Annotated in this window: 17 protein-coding genes and 1 pseudogene; 8 read left to right on the top strand and 10 right to left on the bottom strand. The window is 65.1% G+C overall.

From position 1 onward, the window contains the following. Window positions 1-31 precede the first annotated feature (31 nt). On the bottom strand, window positions 32-349 hold the full coding sequence (locus P5W99_RS25240) for a helix-turn-helix domain-containing protein (protein ID WP_421027621.1): 318 nt from the start codon (window positions 347-349) through the stop codon (window positions 32-34). A gap of 404 nt (window positions 350-753) precedes the next feature. Between P5W99_RS25240 and P5W99_RS25235 the strand changes: the two genes are divergently transcribed. The 5 genes from P5W99_RS25235 (at window position 754) to cysN (ending at window position 6,355) form a co-directional block, all read left to right on the top strand. Beyond that, the gene (locus P5W99_RS25235; protein ID WP_434664865.1) at window positions 754-1,239 is read left to right on the top strand and encodes an SRPBCC domain-containing protein; all 486 of its coding nucleotides are present in this window, start codon (window positions 754-756) and stop codon (window positions 1,237-1,239) included. A 98-nt stretch (window positions 1,240-1,337) separates the two neighbouring features. After that, a complete protein-coding gene (locus tag P5W99_RS25230; protein ID WP_421027619.1) occupies window positions 1,338-2,114 on the top strand; it encodes an SDR family oxidoreductase in 777 nt (258 codons plus the stop codon). Window positions 2,115-2,135: 21 nt separating this feature from the next. After that, entirely contained in the window at window positions 2,136-3,383 is a 1,248-nt protein-coding gene (locus P5W99_RS25225; RefSeq protein WP_421027618.1) for an NADH:flavin oxidoreductase, read from the top strand. 171 nt (window positions 3,384-3,554) lie between these two features. Beyond that, on the top strand, window positions 3,555-4,463 hold the full coding sequence (cysD, locus tag P5W99_RS25220; protein WP_421027617.1) for a sulfate adenylyltransferase subunit CysD: 909 nt from the start codon (window positions 3,555-3,557) through the stop codon (window positions 4,461-4,463). After that, entirely contained in the window at window positions 4,463-6,355 is a 1,893-nt protein-coding gene (gene cysN, locus P5W99_RS25215; RefSeq protein WP_434664863.1) for a sulfate adenylyltransferase subunit CysN, read from the top strand. The genes cysD and cysN overlap by 1 nt, the downstream gene beginning before the upstream one ends. Window positions 6,356-6,508: 153 nt before the next feature. Here the strand turns inward: cysN and P5W99_RS25210 are convergent, their stop codons facing one another. Beyond that, window positions 6,509-6,715, bottom strand: a complete 207-nt coding sequence (locus P5W99_RS25210) for a hypothetical protein (protein WP_421027615.1) — start codon at window positions 6,713-6,715, stop codon at window positions 6,509-6,511. A gap of 290 nt (window positions 6,716-7,005) precedes the next feature. On the opposite strand from P5W99_RS25210, the pseudogene P5W99_RS25205 reads away from it, so the two are divergent. Further along, a pseudogene (locus P5W99_RS25205) lies at window positions 7,006-7,198 on the top strand (MFS transporter); the annotation flags it as partial. A 46-nt stretch (window positions 7,199-7,244) separates the two neighbouring features. Here the strand turns inward: P5W99_RS25205 and P5W99_RS25200 are convergent. The 3 genes from P5W99_RS25200 to P5W99_RS25190 all read right to left on the bottom strand — a co-directional run bounded on the left by P5W99_RS25200 (window position 7,245) and on the right by P5W99_RS25190 (window position 10,199). After that, window positions 7,245-8,750, bottom strand: a complete 1,506-nt coding sequence (locus P5W99_RS25200; protein WP_434664861.1) for a M81 family metallopeptidase — start codon at window positions 8,748-8,750, stop codon at window positions 7,245-7,247. Window positions 8,751-8,919: 169 nt separating this feature from the next. Continuing rightward, a complete protein-coding gene (locus P5W99_RS25195; RefSeq protein ID WP_434664859.1) occupies window positions 8,920-9,351 on the bottom strand; it encodes a MarR family winged helix-turn-helix transcriptional regulator in 432 nt (143 codons plus the stop codon). Window positions 9,352-9,662: 311 nt separating this feature from the next. Then, window positions 9,663-10,199, bottom strand: a complete 537-nt coding sequence (locus tag P5W99_RS25190; protein WP_421027612.1) for a carboxymuconolactone decarboxylase family protein — start codon at window positions 10,197-10,199, stop codon at window positions 9,663-9,665. 141 nt (window positions 10,200-10,340) lie between these two features. Here P5W99_RS25190 and P5W99_RS25185 point away from each other — a divergent pair, with 141 nt between their 5' ends. Beyond that, entirely contained in the window at window positions 10,341-11,267 is a 927-nt protein-coding gene (locus P5W99_RS25185; protein WP_421027611.1) for an AraC family transcriptional regulator, read from the top strand. A gap of 59 nt (window positions 11,268-11,326) precedes the next feature. On the opposite strand, the gene P5W99_RS25180 is transcribed toward P5W99_RS25185, so the two are convergent. The 3 genes from P5W99_RS25180 to P5W99_RS25170 all read right to left on the bottom strand — a co-directional run bounded on the left by P5W99_RS25180 (window position 11,327) and on the right by P5W99_RS25170 (window position 15,564). Further along, window positions 11,327-12,808, bottom strand: coding sequence for an efflux transporter outer membrane subunit (locus P5W99_RS25180; RefSeq protein WP_434664857.1), 1,482 nt, complete (start codon window positions 12,806-12,808; stop codon window positions 11,327-11,329). A gap of 16 nt (window positions 12,809-12,824) precedes the next feature. Then, on the bottom strand, window positions 12,825-14,357 hold the full coding sequence (locus P5W99_RS25175; protein ID WP_421028026.1) for a DHA2 family efflux MFS transporter permease subunit: 1,533 nt from the start codon (window positions 14,355-14,357) through the stop codon (window positions 12,825-12,827). A gap of 112 nt (window positions 14,358-14,469) precedes the next feature. Continuing rightward, the gene (locus P5W99_RS25170) at window positions 14,470-15,564 is read right to left on the bottom strand and encodes an HlyD family secretion protein (protein ID WP_434664855.1); all 1,095 of its coding nucleotides are present in this window, start codon (window positions 15,562-15,564) and stop codon (window positions 14,470-14,472) included. 665 nt (window positions 15,565-16,229) lie between these two features. Between P5W99_RS25170 and P5W99_RS25165 the strand changes: the two genes are divergently transcribed. Further along, window positions 16,230-16,544, top strand: a complete 315-nt coding sequence (locus tag P5W99_RS25165; protein WP_421027608.1) for a DUF4148 domain-containing protein — start codon at window positions 16,230-16,232, stop codon at window positions 16,542-16,544. 140 nt (window positions 16,545-16,684) lie between these two features. Here P5W99_RS25165 and P5W99_RS25160 read toward each other — a convergent pair whose 3' ends face one another. Both P5W99_RS25160 and P5W99_RS25155 read right to left on the bottom strand, forming a co-directional pair. Further along, window positions 16,685-17,764: a linear amide C-N hydrolase gene (locus tag P5W99_RS25160; RefSeq protein WP_421027607.1), complete on the bottom strand. Its 1,080-nt coding sequence runs from the start codon at window positions 17,762-17,764 to the stop codon at window positions 16,685-16,687. A 237-nt stretch (window positions 17,765-18,001) separates the two neighbouring features. Further along, window positions 18,002-18,754 carry an SDR family oxidoreductase gene (locus P5W99_RS25155; RefSeq protein WP_421027606.1) on the bottom strand — a complete coding sequence of 251 codons (753 nt, stop codon included), beginning with the start codon at window positions 18,752-18,754 and terminating at the stop codon, window positions 18,002-18,004. Between the last annotated feature and the right edge of the window lie 141 nt (window positions 18,755-18,895).

Here is an 18,895-nt window from a genome sequence, read left to right as displayed (position 1 = left end):
AAGGGTGTGAGACGCGGAGCGCCCAGACCACTCAGTTCGTGGACGAAGAAAGGGGTTCGCTGCGGGGTTCGTTGTGCCGAACCGGAACGAAACCGACCTGCAAGCCGAATAGCTTTGCAATGCTGTTAAGAGAGTCGACGGTCGGATTCCCGGTGCCTCGCTCGATGTCCTGAATGACACGGCGGCTCACGCCACGGTGCGCGGCAAATTCCGCCTGGGTCAGGCCAGTCATCTTGCGCATCGCCTTCATCGCCTCGGGAATGCTCATGTCACCCCGATTGATCCTTTCGTAGAAGGCCGTGCGCAGGGCATTCTGCTCTTCATGGGTGGGGCGTGTCCGGCGCGGCATGATGATCCTCTGGCGGTTGAAGGGCTTTGAGTTGTCGGACCTGCGTATCGATGGACGGCACCAGGAATTCCACTGGCAACGGCTGCCGCCGGGCTCGACCTGCGCACAATCGACCCAGTGACCGTTCAGGAATATTTGCAGGGTGCAATCCGCGGATCATCTCCTTTGCCTCATAAATGTAGGACAAGTGGACTCTGATTCTCTTAAACGCCTCTTATACGAAGCATTTTCGTGTACCAGGCCACCCGGCTTGCCTCCCCGATCACCACCACGCCACAGCCTCCTGGGGTTTGCCCGCCTTTAGTCCGTCCGGACGAGGAAGGCGTGGCCCTTCGGGTGACACGATGTCGACGCGTGAGGCGGGCACGCCTCGCACAACCCCTTTCCACTCCAAGGAGCCTTGCATGCCCGACTCGCCCTACCTCGTCATCTCGGACAAGGTCGAAATCGATGCGCCCGCATCGTTCGTCTGGGACATCCTGATCGATCTCCCGCGCTATCCCGAGTGGAACCCTTACACCGTGAAAGTCGAATCGACGCTGCGCATGGGCGAGCCGGTCAACCTGTATCTGCCCGACCCGACGCGCAACGGCGAGTTGATCCACGTGGTCGAGCACCTGGCCGCGTTCGACCACCCGAAACTGCTCTCGTGGGAAATGATTTCAAGCGCGGACAATCCCGACGCGGCACGCCGCGACCAGATCATTGAGGTGCTGGACGAAGCGCGTTGCCGCTATCACTCCACCGATCTGTTCATCGGGCCGACCGCGCCCACCGTGATGGCGCAGCACGGTGAATGGGTGCATCAGGGATTCTCCGCCGTCGCACACGCGCTCAAGCAGCGCGCGGAAACGCTGTACCGCGAGGCCCGCGCGGCACAAACCGCCTGATTTTCAGGCATGCAGCCAGCTCCTGCGCCGCGCGCACGGTCGGCGGACCAGGCGCGGCGCTTCCCCTCATCCCGCCACTCCAACCGAAGAGCCCACACATGAAAACCGCAGTCATCACCGGCAGCGCCTCGGGCATCGGCGCGGCCGTTCATCGTCAATTCGCCGATGCCGGCATGCACGTGATCGGCGTCGATATCGCGCGCGCCGACGTATGCGCCGACCTTTCGCACGCCGCCGGCCGCGCAGCCGCCCTCGATGCCGTGCTCGCGCGCAGCGGCGACGCCATCGACACGCTGGTCTGTTGCGCGGGCCTCGGTCCGCAGGCCGAGCCTGCTACGTTGGGCGCAAGCGTCAACTACTTCGGCGCGCTTGCGCTGCTCGACGGCCTGTTCGAAGCGCTCAAGCGCGGCAGCCAGCCGGCGGCCGTGGTGGTGTCGTCGAACTCCGCGACACTGCAACCGTGGAGCGGTCATCCGTTGCACGAAGCCTTTCTCGATGGCGACGAGGCTCGCGTGCACGCTCTCGTCGATGCAAGCCCCGCCGACCAGGCCGGCTACCTTGCCTACGCCAGCTCCAAGCACGCCCTCGCCGTCGCGGTGCGCCGCCGCGCCGACTCATGGGGCCGTGCCGGCGTGCGCCTGAACGCTGTCGCACCGGGCGCGGTGCAAACGCCGCTGCTCGAAGCGGGCTTGCGCGATGCGCGCTACGGCGAGGCCATCCGCCAGTTCGTGCCACCGGTCGGGCGCCGCGCCGAGCCCGGCGAAATCGCTTCGCTGATCCACTATGTTTGCGGCGAGCAGGCCGGGTTCATGCATGGCAGCGTGCTCTTTATCGACGGCGGCCACGACGCGACGGTGCGCCCGGACGCTTTCTGAAATCACCACGGAGTGAGCGACATGCACAAAGAACACGCTGGCGATCCGCCGCCCTCGCCATTTTCTCCGGTGCGACTCGGCCCGCTCACGCTGCGCAACCGCTTCATCAAGGCGGGCGCCAACGAGGGCATGACGCCCGCCGGACTGCCCACCCAGGCGCTGCTCAAACACCATCGCGACCTGGCTGCCGGCGGCATCGGCATGACGACAGTGGCCTATGCGGCCGTGGCCGCCGACGGCCTGACGTTCCCGCATCAAATGCATATGCACGCAGGCATCGTGCCGCATTTGCGCGCGCTGACCGATGCGGTGCATCGCGAAGGCGCTGCCGCGTGCCTGCAACTGACGCATGCCGGCTCGTTCACGATGATGCGCCACGGCGGCAGCCGTGCGCCGGGTTCGGCGTCCGGCGGACTGAACGCATTCGGCATGCTCTACGGCGTGTATTTCCAGCGCGCGATGAGCGAGGTCGACATGGTGCGCATGGCCGCCGAGTTCGCTCGAGCGGCGCAGCTCGCGCGCGAGAGCGGCTTCGACGCCGTGGAAATCCATATGGGCCACGGCTATCTGCTCAACCAGTTTCTCTCACCGCTCAGCAATCGCCGCCACGATGGCTTTGGCGGCAGCGTCGAGCAGCGCAGCCGCTTTCCCGTGCACGTGCTCAATCAGGTCAAGGACGCCGTGGGCGCGCAACTCGCGGTCACGTGCAAGCTGAGCGTGAACGACGGCGTGCCGGGCGGCAACACCGCGCACGATTCGGCGGTGACCGCGCGCCTGCTGGAAGCGGCCGGCGCCGATCTCCTCACGCTGAGCGGCGGGCGCAATGTGGAAAGCCCCTGGGTACTGTTCGGCAGTCCCATGCCCACTACAGCGATGAAGGCCGCCGCGCCGCATGCGTTCGCGCGCTTCGGGGTGAAGGTGCTGGAAATGCGCACGCCGCGGGATCTGCGCTTCCGCGAGCACTATTTCCTTGAGGATTCCAGAACGATACGCGATGCCGTGAAAATGCCACTTGCCTATGTCGGTGGCGTGCTGTCGATCGACGGCGTCGGGCAGTTGATGGCCGAAGGGTTCGACTGCGTGGCGCTCGCGCGGGCGTTGATCCACGATCCCGCATTGGTCACGCACTTTCGCGACGGCACCGTCACGCGCTCAGCGTGCAATAGCTGCAACGCCTGCGTCGCGAGAATCTACGACCCGGCGGGCGTGAGCTGCGTGCTCGGCCCCGCCAACGATCCCGCGCTCACGCAGCAACTCGCCGCAAGTTGATCCTGCCCGTCCGATCGCGGACCGCCGGATCTTAGTCCGGTCGGACGAAGAATTCACAGCCCCCAAGCCGGTAAGTTCTCCTCCATGCAGCCGCGTGTTTCGATTCCCCCGTCGATTCCCCCGTCGATCAACCCGAACCGCGAGCGATGCATGAAAAACAGGAGACTATCGATGTTGAGCCCGACGTTGACCCATCTGGAGCGCCTCGAAGCCGAGAGCATCCACATCATGCGCGAGGTCGTGGCGGAGTGCGAGAAGCCGGTCATGCTGTATTCGATCGGCAAGGACAGCTCCGTCATGCTGCATCTCGCCATGAAGGCCTTTTACCCCGCCAAGCCGCCCTTCGCCCTGCTGCACGTGGACACCACGTGGAAGTTCCGCGAGATGATCGAGTTTCGAGACCAGACTGCGCAGCGCCTCGGCCTCGACCTGCTGGTTCACGTGAACCCGGAAGGCGTCGCAAAGGACATCAACCCGTTCACGCACGGCTCGGCGGTCCACACCGACGTGTGGAAGACCCAAGGCCTCAAGCAGGCGCTCGACCACTACGGCTTCGACGCCGCGTTCGGCGGCGCGCGCCGCGACGAGGAAAAATCACGCGCGAAAGAGCGCGTGTTTTCGCTGCGCTCCGAGCAGCACCGCTGGGACCCGAAGATGCAGCGCCCTGAGCTCTGGCATCTCTATAACGCCCGCAAACGCAAAGGCGAAAGCATTCGCGTCTTTCCCATCTCCAACTGGACCGAGCTCGACATCTGGCAATACATCTATCTGGAGACTATTCCCATCGTGCCGCTCTACTACGCGAAGAAGCGCCCGGTGGTGGAACGCAACGGCACCCTCATCATGGTTGACGACGAGCGCCTGCCGCTGCGCGAAGGCGAAGTCCCGCACATGAAGAACGTGCGCTTTCGCACGCTCGGCTGCTACCCGCTCACCGGCGCGATCGAAAGCGAGGCCGACACCCTGCCCGGCATCATCGAAGAAATGCTGCTGGCGAAGACGTCCGAGCGCCAGGGCCGGCTGATCGACAGCGACTCGGCAGGATCGATGGAAAAGAAGAAACAGGAGGGCTACTTCTAATGTCCACAGTCACCACCACGATCGCCGACGACATCGCGCGATACCTGAGCGCGCAGCAGGAAAAGAGCCTGCTTCGCTTCATCACCTGCGGCAGCGTGGACGACGGCAAGAGCACGCTGATCGGCCGCCTGCTCTACGAGTCGAAGATGCTGTTCGAAGACCAGCTGAGCCAGCTCGAAGCCGATTCGAAGAAGGTCGGCAGCCAGGGCGGCAATCTCGACTTTGCGCTGCTCGTGGACGGCCTCGCGGCCGAGCGCGAGCAAGGCATCACCATCGACGTCGCCTACCGCTTCTTCGCGACGGACAAGCGCAAGTTCATCGTGGCCGACACGCCGGGCCACGAGCAGTACACGCGCAACATGATCACGGGCGCCTCCACGGCGGACGTGGCCGTGATTCTCGTGGACGCGCGCAAGGGCTTGCTCACGCAAACGCACCGCCACAGCTATCTCGTCTCGCTGATCGGCATTCGCCGCATCGTGCTCGCCGTGAACAAGCTCGACATGGTCGGGTATTCGCGGGAGATATTCGAAAGGATCACGAATGAATATCGCGCGTTCGCGGCGCAGATCGGGCTGCACGACATCGTGAGCATTCCGCTTTCGGCGCTCGCGGGCGACAACGTCACCGACTCCAGCGCCAGTACGCCGTGGTACAGCGGTCCCTCGCTGATGGCGTATCTGGAAAGCGTGCCCGTGGAAGACGACGCGCGCCTGAACCAGCCGTTCCGGCTGCCGGTGCAGTGGGTGAATCGTCCAAACCTGAATTTCCGCGGCTACGCGGGCAACATTTCGGCGGGCGAGATCCGCTGCGGCGAACGCGTGCGCGTACTGCCGTCGGGCCGCGATAGCCGCGTCGCGTCGATCATCACTGCTGCAGGCGAAGCGGCCAGCGCGCGCAGCGGCCAGGCCATCACGCTCACGCTCGAAGACGAAATCGACATCAGCCGTGGCGACGTCATCGCGCGCGCCGACGCGCCACCCGCCGTCGCCGACCAGTTCGAAGCCACGCTGGTCTGGATGAACGAAGAGCCGATGCTGCCCGGCCGCCCCTATCTGCTGAAGATCGGCACGCGCACCGTGGGCGTGACCTGCCAGCAGCCGAAATACCGCGTGAACGTGAATACGCTCGAGCACCTGGCCGCGCGCACGCTGGAGATGAACGAAATCGGCGTGTGCAACCTGAATCTCGACCGCGCCGTGGCGTTCGATCCGTATGCAGAAAACCGCGAAACGGGCGGCTTCATCGTGATCGACCGGCTCACCAACAACACCGTGGGCGCGGGCATGCTGCACTTCGCGTTGCGGCGTTCGCAGAACGTGCACTGGCAGGCCACGGTCGTCGACGCCGGCGCACGCGCTACGCTCAAACATCAGACGCCGCGCGTAGTGTGGTTCACGGGGCTCTCGGGCGCGGGCAAGTCGACGATTGCCAACCTCGTCGAGCAAAAGCTGCATGCGCTCGGCAAGCACACGTATCTGCTCGACGGCGATAACGTGCGACACGGCCTGAACAAGGACCTGGGCTTCTCCGAAGCCGATCGCGTCGAGAACATCCGGCGCGTGTCCGAGGTGGCGCGGCTCATGATGGACGCCGGGCTCATTGCGCTCGTCTCATTCATCTCGCCGTTCCGTGCCGAACGCGACATGGCGCGCGCGCTCGCGGGACCGGACGGCTTCGTCGAGATCTTCGTCGATACGCCGATCGCCGTGGCCGAAGAGCGCGATCCCAAAGGGCTCTACAAGAAGGCGCGCAGCGGCGAGTTGAAGAACTTCACCGGCATCGACTCGCCGTACGAGCCGCCCGAGCATCCCGAGATCCGCATCGACACGACCGCCGACACGCCGGAGCACGCGGCCGGCAGAATCGTCGACTGGCTCCTGCATCGTTAAAGCGGCAAGCACCGGCCCGCCTCGTCCAGCACTCGCGGACGAGGCGGGCCACGTCGTTTGCCTCGCGGAAAGCACAATCTGCCGAGCGCGCCGATGCGCGCCCGGCAGGTTTTCAGATCAGGCAGAAATCACACGCCGGGACCGCGGCGTGCGTCACATGCCGTGCAGCGCGGCAATGGTCAGACGGGATCGGTCGAGCGGCGCGCAGCCCTGGGGCTGCCCGCTGGCATCGGCCGGACGGCACGGCGATGCGCCGGCGGCATACCGATCCTGATCGGGCGCGCCCATCGAGTAACTCACGGCCGCGACAGTAGCGAGTGCCGCAACGGTAAGCGTGCACACCTTTTTCGTCAGCTTCATGGACCGTCTCCCGATTAAAACGTGCGGGGCATTCGTGGCTTCGAGCCAGTGGCGATTCGGCATCGCGACGAATGTTGACAAGTTAGTGGGACGCCCCTGCCGCGCCATCGTCCATTCAGCCTAAGGTCTAACGTGGGCTACCAGAAGCCGCATGTTTATAAAAATATATATTGCATGCAAAATCCAATTCGACTCATTTGTAGATGCTCTCGCTGGTCACCCCGAGGACCGGCGCGGCAGCACTGACGTATCTGATAACAGGACAAGGGAGACGCGGCGGAAACCACCGCATTTTCTTCATCGGCTGTTTTCTGTTCGAAGTACCAAGTAATCTCGCGCTGCACCTGGTTCGGCGCGAAGATCTGGATCGGCCGCATCATGGTGACGTGGGGCCCGCTCTCGGCGTGCTTCGTGTTCGTGAAGACCCTTGCGGCCTTCTACACGCTGCGCTTCTTGCCCGGCCTCGCCGAGGTGTGCTTCACGATATCGTCGTAGAGATTCGCACGCGTATCGATCGGGCTGAACGCATTCAGCGCTCGCGCCACGCGGTGTCCTCGTCGAGCGGATAGACGGGGCGCTCGAGCCGCGTGTAGCGGAAGAGCCCATAGTCCGATCCCGTGACGCCACGGCTGTCGCATTCGACCAGCCCCGCCGCGATCGGCACGAATACCGGCCGGCAATACATGCGCGACTTCAGCAGCAGAAAGCGCGCGCGGCGCGGATCGATGCCCACGCTCTCGAACACGCCGAGGTCCCACGGTTCGTGCGTGCGCTCGGTCACGACCAGCGTCGCCGCGCCCGTGTCGAGCACCGCCGCGCGTCCCATATACGCACGCTGGCCGGTATAGGTCGGGCCGGTGATTACGTATTCGCCATCGGTAATGGCGCGCACGACGCCGGTGGCCATGAACGGCGCGCGCGGCGCAGCGCCCTCGCGCGCGAGCTTGTTACCGATGCCGAGCGTCACGCGCGCGCCTACGCCCGCTTCGATCAGCGCGGCAACGGCCTCGGGATCGCACAGCGGACCGCTCACCATGCCCGTCAGCCCCTGCGCGAGTGCCGCCTCGAGCAGATCCATCGTGTCGCATGTTCCGCCCGACATGCAGTTGTCGCCGTGATCGAGCAGGAGCACGGGCTTGCCTGTGCCTTCGGCATCGTGCGCGTCCTGCGCGAGCCGCGCCGCTTGCGCGACCGACTCCGCGAGCGGCGGGCTGCGATAGACGAACTCACCGCGCTCGTCCCAGATCTGCCGCGCAATGCGTTCGGCCACCGCTTCCGCCGCTGCGGCATCGCCGTCGCCCACCACTACCACGCTGATGCACGGCGCGGGAATGTCCGCGAGAGAAAAGCCGGCGAGCACCGATACGGCCAGCATGCCCTCGGCCTCGGCAGCGCGCGCGGCCTCGACGGCGCGGTGCATCGCGCCATCGGCGCTCGCGCTGCGCAGGGTCGACGTGAGCAGCGGCGGACGCCGCCATGCGAGCACCGGGCGCGCGCGCCCCTTCACGCGCGCGAATAGCAGGCGCGCGGCGTGCTCTCCCGTCTCGTACATGTCCACGTGCGGATAGGTCTTGAAGCTCACCATCACGTCCGCGTTTTCGATCATCTTCTGCGTGACGTTGCCGTGCAGATCGAGCGCGACTGCGATCGGCGCATCGGGCAAGGTCGCGCGCACGCGTTCGAGCAGATCGCCTTCGCCGTCTGGCGTTTGCTCCGCAACCATTGCGCCATGCAGGTCGAGCAAGACCGCGTCGCAGCCCGGCGCGGCCGCAACGATCGCCTCGCAGATCGCCGCATAGGCATCGGCGGCCACCGGCCCGCTCGGATTCGCCGATGCCGACACCGGCGTGACGATTTGCGCGCCCTCGCGCTCGGCCGCGTCGATGAACGCCGACATCGCCGTGCGCATGCCCTTGTTCTCGCGATACGCGTCCTCGCCCCACGCGGGGCCGTTGCCGCCGAACGCGGCCAGCGGCGTCGCCACCGGCGAGAACGTGTTGGTCTCGTGATTCATGCGCGCGATGAGGATTTTCATGCGAAAGCCTGCTATTCCCGTCAAAGTCTTATCTGTATTGGACGTGGGCGTTCGTGCAATTGTTGGACCACCATCTGACCCACCACAATATCGTGGCTTTACCCGGTACGTCTGGACGCCGGCGATAACCTTCGGACCCCACCCAGTGCGCCGGGTGAACCTCGAACGTTCATCCCGCAGCGCCGGTAAGCGCGAAGAGTTCTGAGCGCAGCGCCTTGGCGCGGTCGCGCTTCATGTGCTGCTCGAATTCAGCCTGCGCGTCGAGCCACAGCGAGTGCGCCTTCTCGTAGCGGCGCACGCCGTCCGCCGAAAGACGATAGACCAGTGTGCGCGTGTCGTGCTCCGCCGCGAACGCGAGCACGAGGCCGTCGCGCTGCAAGGGCTTGAGCGCACGCACGAGCGTCGTGCGGTCCATCACAAGGTCGTCGGAGAGTTCCGCAGCCGTGGCGTCCGGACGGCCCGCGAGACGCGAAAGAATCGTGAATTGCGCAGCCGTGACGCCCGCCTGCGAAAGATGGCGCTCATAAAGCTGCGTAACGAAGCGCGCCGCCTGCCGCAACGCGAAACAATTGCATTCCTCACGTGCCACTCGCTTTGCCATCTGTGATTACCTCGATTTGCTTCGTCCATCATGCGCCCTGCTCGCCTCGCTCGGCCCCGTCCGCGCCCGGCCATCATACTGTCTCGAGCGCGAGCGCGATACCCTGGCCGCCGCCGATGCAAAGCGTCACGACCAAATCGCGCCCAGTTCCGTCGCCTGCACGCTTTTTTGTGCGCCATTGTATGCGCCGATGGCGGTACGTACCGGGTGGCAGGCTGCTTTCGCCGAATCGATGCTCGTGATTCGTGGCACGTTTTATGGCACGCCATCCAGGCAGTGCGAAATTCCAGCGCGCGAGCGTCGCTATGCAATTACGCCACTGCCGGGAAATCAAGCGTCGTATCGTTGACCCGGTTTACGAGGTTCGTGAATGTGATCGACGTGATGGCAAGCGCAATCTCCACGATCTGGCGCTCCGTATAGCCTGCGCCGCGAATCGCATTCACCTCGGCTTCGGCAACCGTGCCGTGCGTGCGCACCAGCACGCGCACGAAATGCACCAGCGCATCGCGCTTCGCGTCGCCGGTTGCAGCGCCGGCGCGAAGCTGCTTCATGGCTTCGGGGGAAAGACCCGCGGCCTTGCCTGCCAGCGTATGCGCAGCGATACAGTAGTCACAGCCCGCTACTTCGCTCACCGCAAGCTTGACGGCTTCGATATCGGGCTTCGTAAGCGAGCCGCCGGCCAGCACCGCATCAACGGCCAGCATCGCGCCGAGTGCTTCGGGGCTGTGCGTGCCGATGGTGGCATAAGCGTTCGGCACCTTGCCGATGGCCTTGCGGATCTTCGCGAAGATTTCGGCGGCTGCGCCCGTGGCGGCTTCGGGACGAATGGCGGAAAGACGGGACATGATCGACTCCTTGAGTTGAATTGCACTGACTGCGTTGCGTAGCCATCGTCGATGGCATGCAGTCACTTTAGTCGCGCGCCCCCAAGCTATTAATGCCAGAATGACGCGACTTCATGCCCATTCGTCTCATCCATGCCGCCCATGGACATCCTCAGCCGCCTGCTCACGCTCATGCCCGTCGCGGGCCGCCTCGACGTGCGCTGCCACTTCGGCGCGCCGTGGCGCATCGATCAGCCCGCCGCCGACGCGCGCGAGATCCGCTATCACGTGATGTTGAGCGGCAAGGCCATCGTCGAGGATGCGCACGGCGCACCCACGGCCCTGCATGCGGGCGACATCGTGCTGTATCCTTCGGGCGCGCCCCATCTGCTGCACGATGGCAGCGGCGCGCCGCCGGCCGCTGTCGAACGGCGCTTCGAGCACGGTCATGCGGTCGAAACCAACCTTGCCGAAAACCGCGCCGCCGATGTGCTCTGCGGCAGCTTCCTGTTGCCCGCCGTGCCGCAGCGCCTGCTGCGCGAGAATCTGCCCGCGCGGCTCGTGGTGCACAGCGCCAGTGCCGGCGACAACCCGCCCGAGCGTCTCGTGCGCCTGATCGCGCTGCTGCGCGACGAGGCGCTCGACGCGCAGCCCGGCAGCGAATCGCTCGTCAACCATCTTTCGGGTGCGCTCTTCGCGCTCACGCTGCGCTATGCAAGCCGTGCCGATGTGCCGCCGCGCGGCCTGCTCGCGCTCGCACGGCAACCGCGCCTGCAACCGGCCATCGACGCCATGTTCGATGCGCCCGGCAAGCCGTGGACGCTGCCGGAGCTCGCCGCGCTGTGCCACATGTCGCGCGCGACGTTCGCGCGCCACTTCGACGAAGCAATCGGGCGCAGCGCAACCGAGGTCCTCACCGACATCCGCATGACGCTCGCCGGCCGCTTGCTCGCGCAAGGTGGCCAGCCGGTAGCCGAGATCGGCGAGTTCGTGGGCTATCAGTCCGATGCCGCGTTTCAGCGCAGCTTCAAGCGACACGTGGGGATGACGCCCGCGCAATGGCGCGCTACAGTGCGCGCGGGTACATGAGCGCCATGACCCAAACGACTGCTCCGGCCGCACGCAGATTCGCACGGCGGCGCGCATGGTCATCCGCCTCGAGCCGCGCGCGTGGCCGCCATACTTGCGCCCGCCGCGACCACCTCGCCGCTCTGACTCCAGCCGCCACCCAGCGACCGGTAGAGCGCCACCGCCGCGAGCGCGCGCTCGCGCTGCGCGTCGTTGAGCAGATCGGTATCGGCAAGCCAGGTCTGCTGCGCGCTCAGCACGTCGAGAAAGTCGGTTGCGCCGCCCTTGTATAGCTGATTCGCGAGTTTGAGCGCCTGCCCGGAAGACGCCACGGCGTCGCGCAACTGCTGCGTCTGTCCCGCCGTGCTCACGAGGTCGCTGCGGCTGTCCTCCACTTCGCGCAGCGCCTGCAACATCGTCTGCTGCAAGTTCAGTTGCGACTCGCGCATGCGGCTCTCGTTCTGCTCGATGTCGGCGGTGATGCGGCCCGCGTTGAAGATCGGGCTCGTGGCGCTGAGTGCCGCGCTGAAAAGATTGTCGGTAAGCGTGGGCAGGCCGAGATACGACGAAGCGAGCACGCCGTCCGTGAGATTCAACGTGAACTTCGGATAGCGCTCCGCGCGCGCGACGCCCACTTCCGCAGCGCGCTGCTGCACGGTCGCGTAAGCGGCCTGGATGTCGGGGCGGCGCAGCAGGGCCTCCGAGGGCAGCGATTGCGGCACGCTCGCGGGCGCGGCGGGAATCGGCGCGGGCTCAGCCAGCGCAAGCTGCGCAACCGATTCGGGTGTGCGCCCCGTATACACCGCGATCAGGTTCAGTTGATGATCGACGCTCGCCTGCGCACGCGGAATGCGTGCCTGCAACTCGCTCAACTGCGTTTGCGCGCGCGATACGTCGAGTTGCGTCGAAAGGCCATATTTCAGGCGGTCCTGAGTCAGCTGCCACGTGCGTTGCCTGATCGATACGTTATCCTGGAGTATCTTTAATTCGGCTTGTGCCCAACGCAAGTCCACATACGCCGACGCGGTGTCCGCCGCCAGCGCGAGCCGCACTGCGTCCAGCGCGTGTTGCTGGCCCACCAGATTCGCCTGAGCCGCGAGCAGTTCGAGGCGCTCGCCGCCGAATACGTCGGGCGACCAGCCCAACGCCAGACCCGCGCCCGCCTGCTTCACGTAGCCGAGCGGCGGCGGCGTGTTCTGCCGCGCGTACGCGCCGCGCGCCGTGAAGTCCAGTTGCGGCAGCAGCGCGGCGTGCTTCTGCGTCGTGATCGATTGCGCCTGCTTCACACGCTCGGCGGCGGCTTGCAGGTCGAGATTGCCGCTCAGCACGGTAGACAGCAGCGCGTCGAGCGTCGGGTCACCAAACTGGGCCCACCACGCGCGCACGTCGACGGCATCCGCAGGCGCGTCGATGCGCCATGCGGCAGGAGCCGTCGCCTGCACGGCGGCAGGCAGGTCGGCGTGCTGCGCGGGCTGCACGGCGCAGGCGGCCAACACGGCCGCCGCTAGCGCCGCGAGTCCCATGCGTGCCGAGCTCCGGAAACGTTGGTTTATCGATTGCATAGGAAACCTCATGAGCTCAGTGAGCATCGGGCGGCGGCGCCCCATGGATCGGATTTGAGAACGCCACACAGGCAATGGCAACCACGAAACACAGCGAGAGTACGAAAAACGTATCGGAGAACGTCATCACCTGCGCCTCGCGCAGCACGAGCGCATGCAGTTGCGCAAGGCTCGCTTGTGACGCGTCGAGCGTGTTGCCTGCTACGGAGGCCCAGTGGCCCGTGCTCCCCGCGAGCAAGGTCTGGACTTGTGGCACGCCTTGCACGACGTGCTCGTTCAGGCGCAGATAGTGGAAGTTGAGCCGGTCGTTGAGCATGGTCGAGCTGACCGCAATGCCGATTGCGCCGCCCAGATTGCGCATCAGGTTGAACAGGCCGCTTGCCGACTTGAGCCGCGAGGGCGGCAGCGAGCCGAGCGACATCGTGACGATCGGGGGAATCGCGAACTGCTGGCCCACGCCACGCAGGGCCTGCGGCAGCAGGAATTGCTGCCAGCCCCAGTCGTGCGTGATCGGCACGTACAAATAGCAGCCGAGGCCGAAGCAAACGAGGCCGAACAGCATCAACACCCGCAGGCTGAAAAAGCGCGTAGCGAAGGCATAAACGCCGAGCGCGAGCATCTGGAACACGCCCACCGAGAGCAGCGAAAGCCCGATCTGCAACGAGCTGAAGCCGCGCACTTCGGCGAGAAAGAGCGGCGTGAGGAACACCGCCACGAAAATGCCGATGCCCGTGACGAACGAAAGCAGGCTGCCGATGCCGAAATTGCGCACCGCGAGCGCGCGCAGGTCGACCACCGCATCCTTCGCGGTGAGTGCGTGCACGACGAAGAGAAAGCCGCAGATCGCCGAGATCCATGCGCAGGCCACGATGGCGTCGTCGCCGAACCAGTTCTTGCGCGGGCCTTCTTCGAGCACGTATTCGAGGCAACCGAGAAAGCCGCACATCAGCACGATGCCGAGATAGTCTCCGCGCTTGATGAGCGAGAGATCGGGCTCGTCGATATGCACGTACTTCGGCACGAGCGCGGCCACGGCGATGCCCGGCACGAGGTTCAGGTAGAACAGCCAGTGCCACGACCACTGGTCCGTGATCCAGCCGCCTATCACGGGGCCGAGCGTGGGTGCGAGCGAGGCGAGCGCGCCGATGGTCGTGGACGCCACAAGCCGCTGCTTGCCCGGAAACAGCACGAAGGCCGTGGTGAACACGGTGGGGATCATCGCCGCGCCCAGCGCGCCTTGCAGCGCGCGAAACATGATCATCGACTGGATGTCCCAGGCGAGACCGCACAGCATGCTCGTGATCGTGAAGCCCACCGCCGAGGCCACAAACAGCCAGCGCGTGGAGAACACCTTCGAGAGCCAGCCGGACAGGGGGATCACCATGATCTCGGCGATCAGGTAGGCGGTCTGCACCCAGGACAGCTCGTCCTGGCTCGCGGAAAGCCCGCCCCCGATATCGCGCAGCGAGGAGGCGACGATCTGGATGTCGAGCGTGGCCATGAAAAAGCCGATGCACATCAGCGCAAAGGCGAAGGCGCGCTGCGCCATGGGCTGCTCGTGCGGCGCGAGCTTGAGGTGCGCCGCGCGGGCCTCGTGCCCGGCCGTTACAGGGCGTACTTCGATGATGGAAGTCGTGTCGTTCATGGCGTGCCGCCCTCGTTCAGCGCGCGGAGGCGCCGGTCTGCGCGCCGTCGCCCAGATGCACCGTCACCGTGGCGGAAAGACCGGGCCGCAGCACGCCTTCCATGCCTTGCGGCACCTTCACGCGGATGCGCACCGGCACGCGCTGCACGATCTTCGTGTAGTTGCCCGTGGCGTTCTCGGGCGGCAGCACGCTGAAGGTCGCGCCCGTGGCGGGCGCGAGGCTTTCCACCGTGCCGTGCAGCGTGCCGCTCGCGGCGTCGAGTGCGACGTCGGCGCGGTCTCCTGCGTGAATTTTCTTGAGCTGGTCTTCCTTGAAGTTCGCGTCCACCCAGAGGTCGGTGGCCGGCACCACCGTGAGCAGCGGCGCGCCCGCGTTCGCGAGCATGCCCACCCGAGCCGTGCGGTTGCCGACGTAACCGTCCACCGGCGAGCGGATCGTCGTGTAATCGACGTTGAGCGCGGCGAGACGCCGGTTCGCCTCGGCGGTCGCCACGCGCGCCTCGCCGTCGGCGATCTGCGCGGCGAGCACGTCGAGCTGGCGTTGCGCGGCCACCACCGCTGCGCCGCTCTTCGCCACCGAGGCCTGCGCTTTCGCATAATCAGCATCGGCGCGCTCGACCAGCTGATTCGACACGGCATCGTCTTTCACGAGTTCGCGGTAGCGCGTCTGATCCTGCGCGCTGCGAATGAGCTCCGCGTCCGAGGCGCGCACTTCGGCCTGATGCTGGCCGATCACCGCGGCCTGCAGCGTGCGCTGCGCTTCGAGCTCCGTCACTGCGGCGCGCGCGCTCGCGAGCTCGGCGTCGGCCTGCGCGAGCTTCGCGTCGTAGTCTCGCGCGTCGAGCCGCATGAGCACCTGATTCGCATGCACGCGCTGGTTGTCCTGCACGAAGATCCCGGAGACGAAACCGCTCACGCGCGGCGCCATCACCGTGACGTTGCCGCCCACGTAGGCGTCGTCGGTGGTTTGTATGAAGCGCAACACGAAAAACCAGTAGCCACCCGCGATCGCGAGCACAAGCGCCACCGCGCCCACCGCGAGACGCCTCCAGGGCAGGCCGACGCGCTCGCGCCGCGATTCAGCCGGCGCGGGTGTGGAAGGACTCGACATGACGATCACCTGTGCATATGCACTATAAAAATTAAAAAAGCCGCCGAACAACTGAAAGCGGCCCATGCGTGAATCACCGGAAACTTCCGACCACGCGCGTAATTACCCTCGCGCCACGGCCACGCGACAGGCGGCATGCGGCATGCATCGCTCCGAAGCGCTGCTCGAACTCGTCTTGCGCCGCGCGCCAATGCACACCCGCTCGCCAAGCCGCGCAAGGCCCGCCGGCGCAAGTGCGAAGCGACGGCGGCGGCAATCGCTTGCGCCCGCCGTGTCCTTCACCAGAGCGTTGCACAGGAGCGGACGCAGTGCGCGCAAAAGTGTCGGGCATTTCTGTGTATATGCACAGATTAGCTGACCAGACGGCTCAGCACAACCGTCGCGCGCGGCATCACTCTATGACTGCGCCGACAACAATCGCCGCTGCACGCGCCAACAATCTTTCAGTTTTGTTTCTCAATCACGGTCACGATACAGATTTTGTATCCGCATGTATCCGCGCTGCCAGCCGATACACAGCGTTGCACCCGCCCCTCACTCCCGACACAAGCGAGATACGTGCGCGCAGTCAAATACTTCCATGGCAGGACGCAATGCAGCACCGAACGAAAACCGGAACGCGATACCCGCCTGCAAGCCCTTTAAATTTTCTTCTGGAGAACACCGTGAACCTCGTCAAATCGCTCATCGTTGCCGCCACCATCGCCCTGCCCGCTCTCTCGTTTGCCCAGTCGACCCAGCCGCTCACGCGCGCCCAGGTACATCAGGAACTGGTCGCACTGGAACAGGCCGGCTACAACCCTTCCGCAGACGAAACGCAGTACCCGAGAAACATCCAGCAGGCCGAAGCACGCCTGCACGCGCACGACCGTGTCGCCACGGCGTCTTATGGCGGCTCGGCCGCGGGCACTTGGGCCTCGGGTGCCCGCGTGGACGGCTCCGAGATTCCCGGTCTTGGCCCGATTTTCGCGCATTCGTGAGTTGACCTTGCTGCGCGAGAGGCGCAGCTTTCCTGCGCCTGGTGGGTACGCCTTATTGCAGCCACAGCCAATTTGCTTATGGAGGCCCAGCAGGTTTACTTCCTTCTGTCACGCTAACGATTCGTTGATCACTGTTTGCATCAGCGGGACTTTCCTGCATCGAGACCGAGGAACGGAAACGGCTGCGCGGGCTGAAAGTCTGCGGAAACTTCGCCACTGAAGGTATTGCGCTGATCCTTGCCGAGGTCGAGACGCCTGACGGGCGCGCCCGAGGAAAAGTCCACCTTCTTGAGGTCGACCCAGAACGTGTTGGGGGTAAGGGCCGATTCGAAGAAGTAGAGCATGCGCTTATGGTCGACAACGGTGCGCCAGCGCGTGGATGAGATATTCGGTTCATTCTCAGCGCTAATTCCGTATGGCACCGACACGTTGCGAATTACGCTGAAAACGCTGGCGAGTGCGATGTCAGGGTCTTCGCTCTTGGGGATCGCGTTGATGTAAAACGAGGCGCGCGCAAAGCGGTCGGCCGCGCGATTGGTGCCCGGTAGCCAGGCGGTGCCGCCGATCTGCTTCCAGTACGCGTTCTGGGCGAGTTGTTCGTCGAAGGTCGGTGAATTGGTCATGACCTGATACTGCCGGCCGTGGTGGACGACCTGCTTGCCGCCGATGTACTCGATGATGGCGCTGTCGCCGGTGGCGTCCGACATCGAGAGGTGCAGTGTGGCGAGACGCTGGTCTCCGGGGACGTTGTCCGTGACGATGGTGAAGGGCTCTTTCCTGAGCGCGTCCACGGCTTCCGAAACGGTAGCGAAGTTGTCGAGTACGTACTGCGCCCATGCGGCGATGGTCAGTCCGGGTTTCGAGTTCTTGTCGAAAGGCGGATATTGTGACTCGGCGAGCCAGAGCAGTTGCGCAGCGAGGCCCTTTTCGTTCATGCCGTCGGTGGTGGAGACGTCGTAGCCGGTTGCGACGACGCTGCCGTATCTGGCAACCCACTTCAGTGAGTTCGGACCGGCCTTGCCGTTGCGCGCGATACCACGCGGGAGAATGTAGAGATGGGTGGCGACGTCCTGCTTCCAGTCCATCGAGCGGCCCGTGATGACGTCGTTGTCGGCGCCCAGATAGACAACCCGCGTGCAGGCGAGCGACGCGGCCGGCGTGACGAGCAGCGTCGTTACAGCGACAAGACAGGACAAAACCGAACGAAGCGCGTGGCGCATGGCTACTCCTGCTCTGCTGAGGGAATCCCGGATGCCTCGAACGCTATGCTCGGGGCGCGCGCGGCCGCCTGCGTATTGATTGGCCCTCTGCATATCGGCCGACGAAAGCCAGGCCGGTCTACCTCAGGATTACCCGCAAACAGTCGTGTCCGGTCTATTTGCGGTGGGCGACTCCCTCAACCCCGCGAGGAGTTTATGCCAAAGCCGGGCCGACGGCTCCAATCAAGCGAAGCGCACTCAGCCCTTTTTTGTCTGCGCCAGCCATTGGTCGAGACTGATGCGGCCGATCCGTGCATCGCCGAGCGGGACAAGCGATTGTTCCTCGACACGGCCGCCGTAGTAGAGCGCATCGCGATCCGTCACGACCGGGCGGCCATCGCCCACCGATTTCAGATAGCGCGAGACGATCTCCGCGAACGGTCCGCGGTCGGGGCCGGCGATGTCGACCGAGCCGTTCAGCGGCGCGGCGAGCGCGACCTCAGCGAGGGCTGCCGCGACGTCATCCGCGGCTATCGGCTGAAACAGCCCGTCCCCAACACGCACCGTCCCGCCTTCTGTGCCGTAATCGGCGATGGCGCCGATGAATTCCATGAACTGGGTCGCGCGCACGATCGTGTAAGGCACGCCCGCCGCCTCGATCGCTTCTTCCTGCGCAACCTTGGCGACGAAATACGCATTCTCCGGTGTGCGTTCGCAGCCGACGATGGACAGTGCGACGTGATGGCGTACCCCAGCGGCCACTTCCGCCTTGCCGAGGTTGCGCGCCGAGTTGCGGAAAAAGTCGAGCACCGCCTGGGGCTCCCACGACGGCGCGTTCGCCACATCCACGACGACGTCCGCACCCGCTAGCGCGCCGCTCAAGCCCTCCCCCGTCACGGCGTTCACACCGTTACGCGGCGACGCGGCAAGCGCCTCATGTCCCGCATCGCCAAGCAGCTTCACAAGACGCGACCCGATCAGGCCGGAACCACCGATTACGACGATCTTCATGACAGATTCTCCAGATGAGAGGCAATGAACGCGCGAAAGCGCCTGGCGGGTCGCATCGACCGAAAGATTTCGCCGCCGGCGCATCGCGTGAGGCTATTGTGGGAAGATCATGAACCATCGAAAAGTGCCAAGAATTACCGT

It is taken from the genome of Paraburkholderia sp. A3BS-1L (assembly GCF_051125215.1).
Taxonomy (GTDB): Bacteria; Pseudomonadota; Gammaproteobacteria; order Burkholderiales; family Burkholderiaceae; genus Paraburkholderia.
Note: the sequence above shows the minus strand (reverse complement) of the source record. Positions and strands in the feature narration are given on the sequence as shown.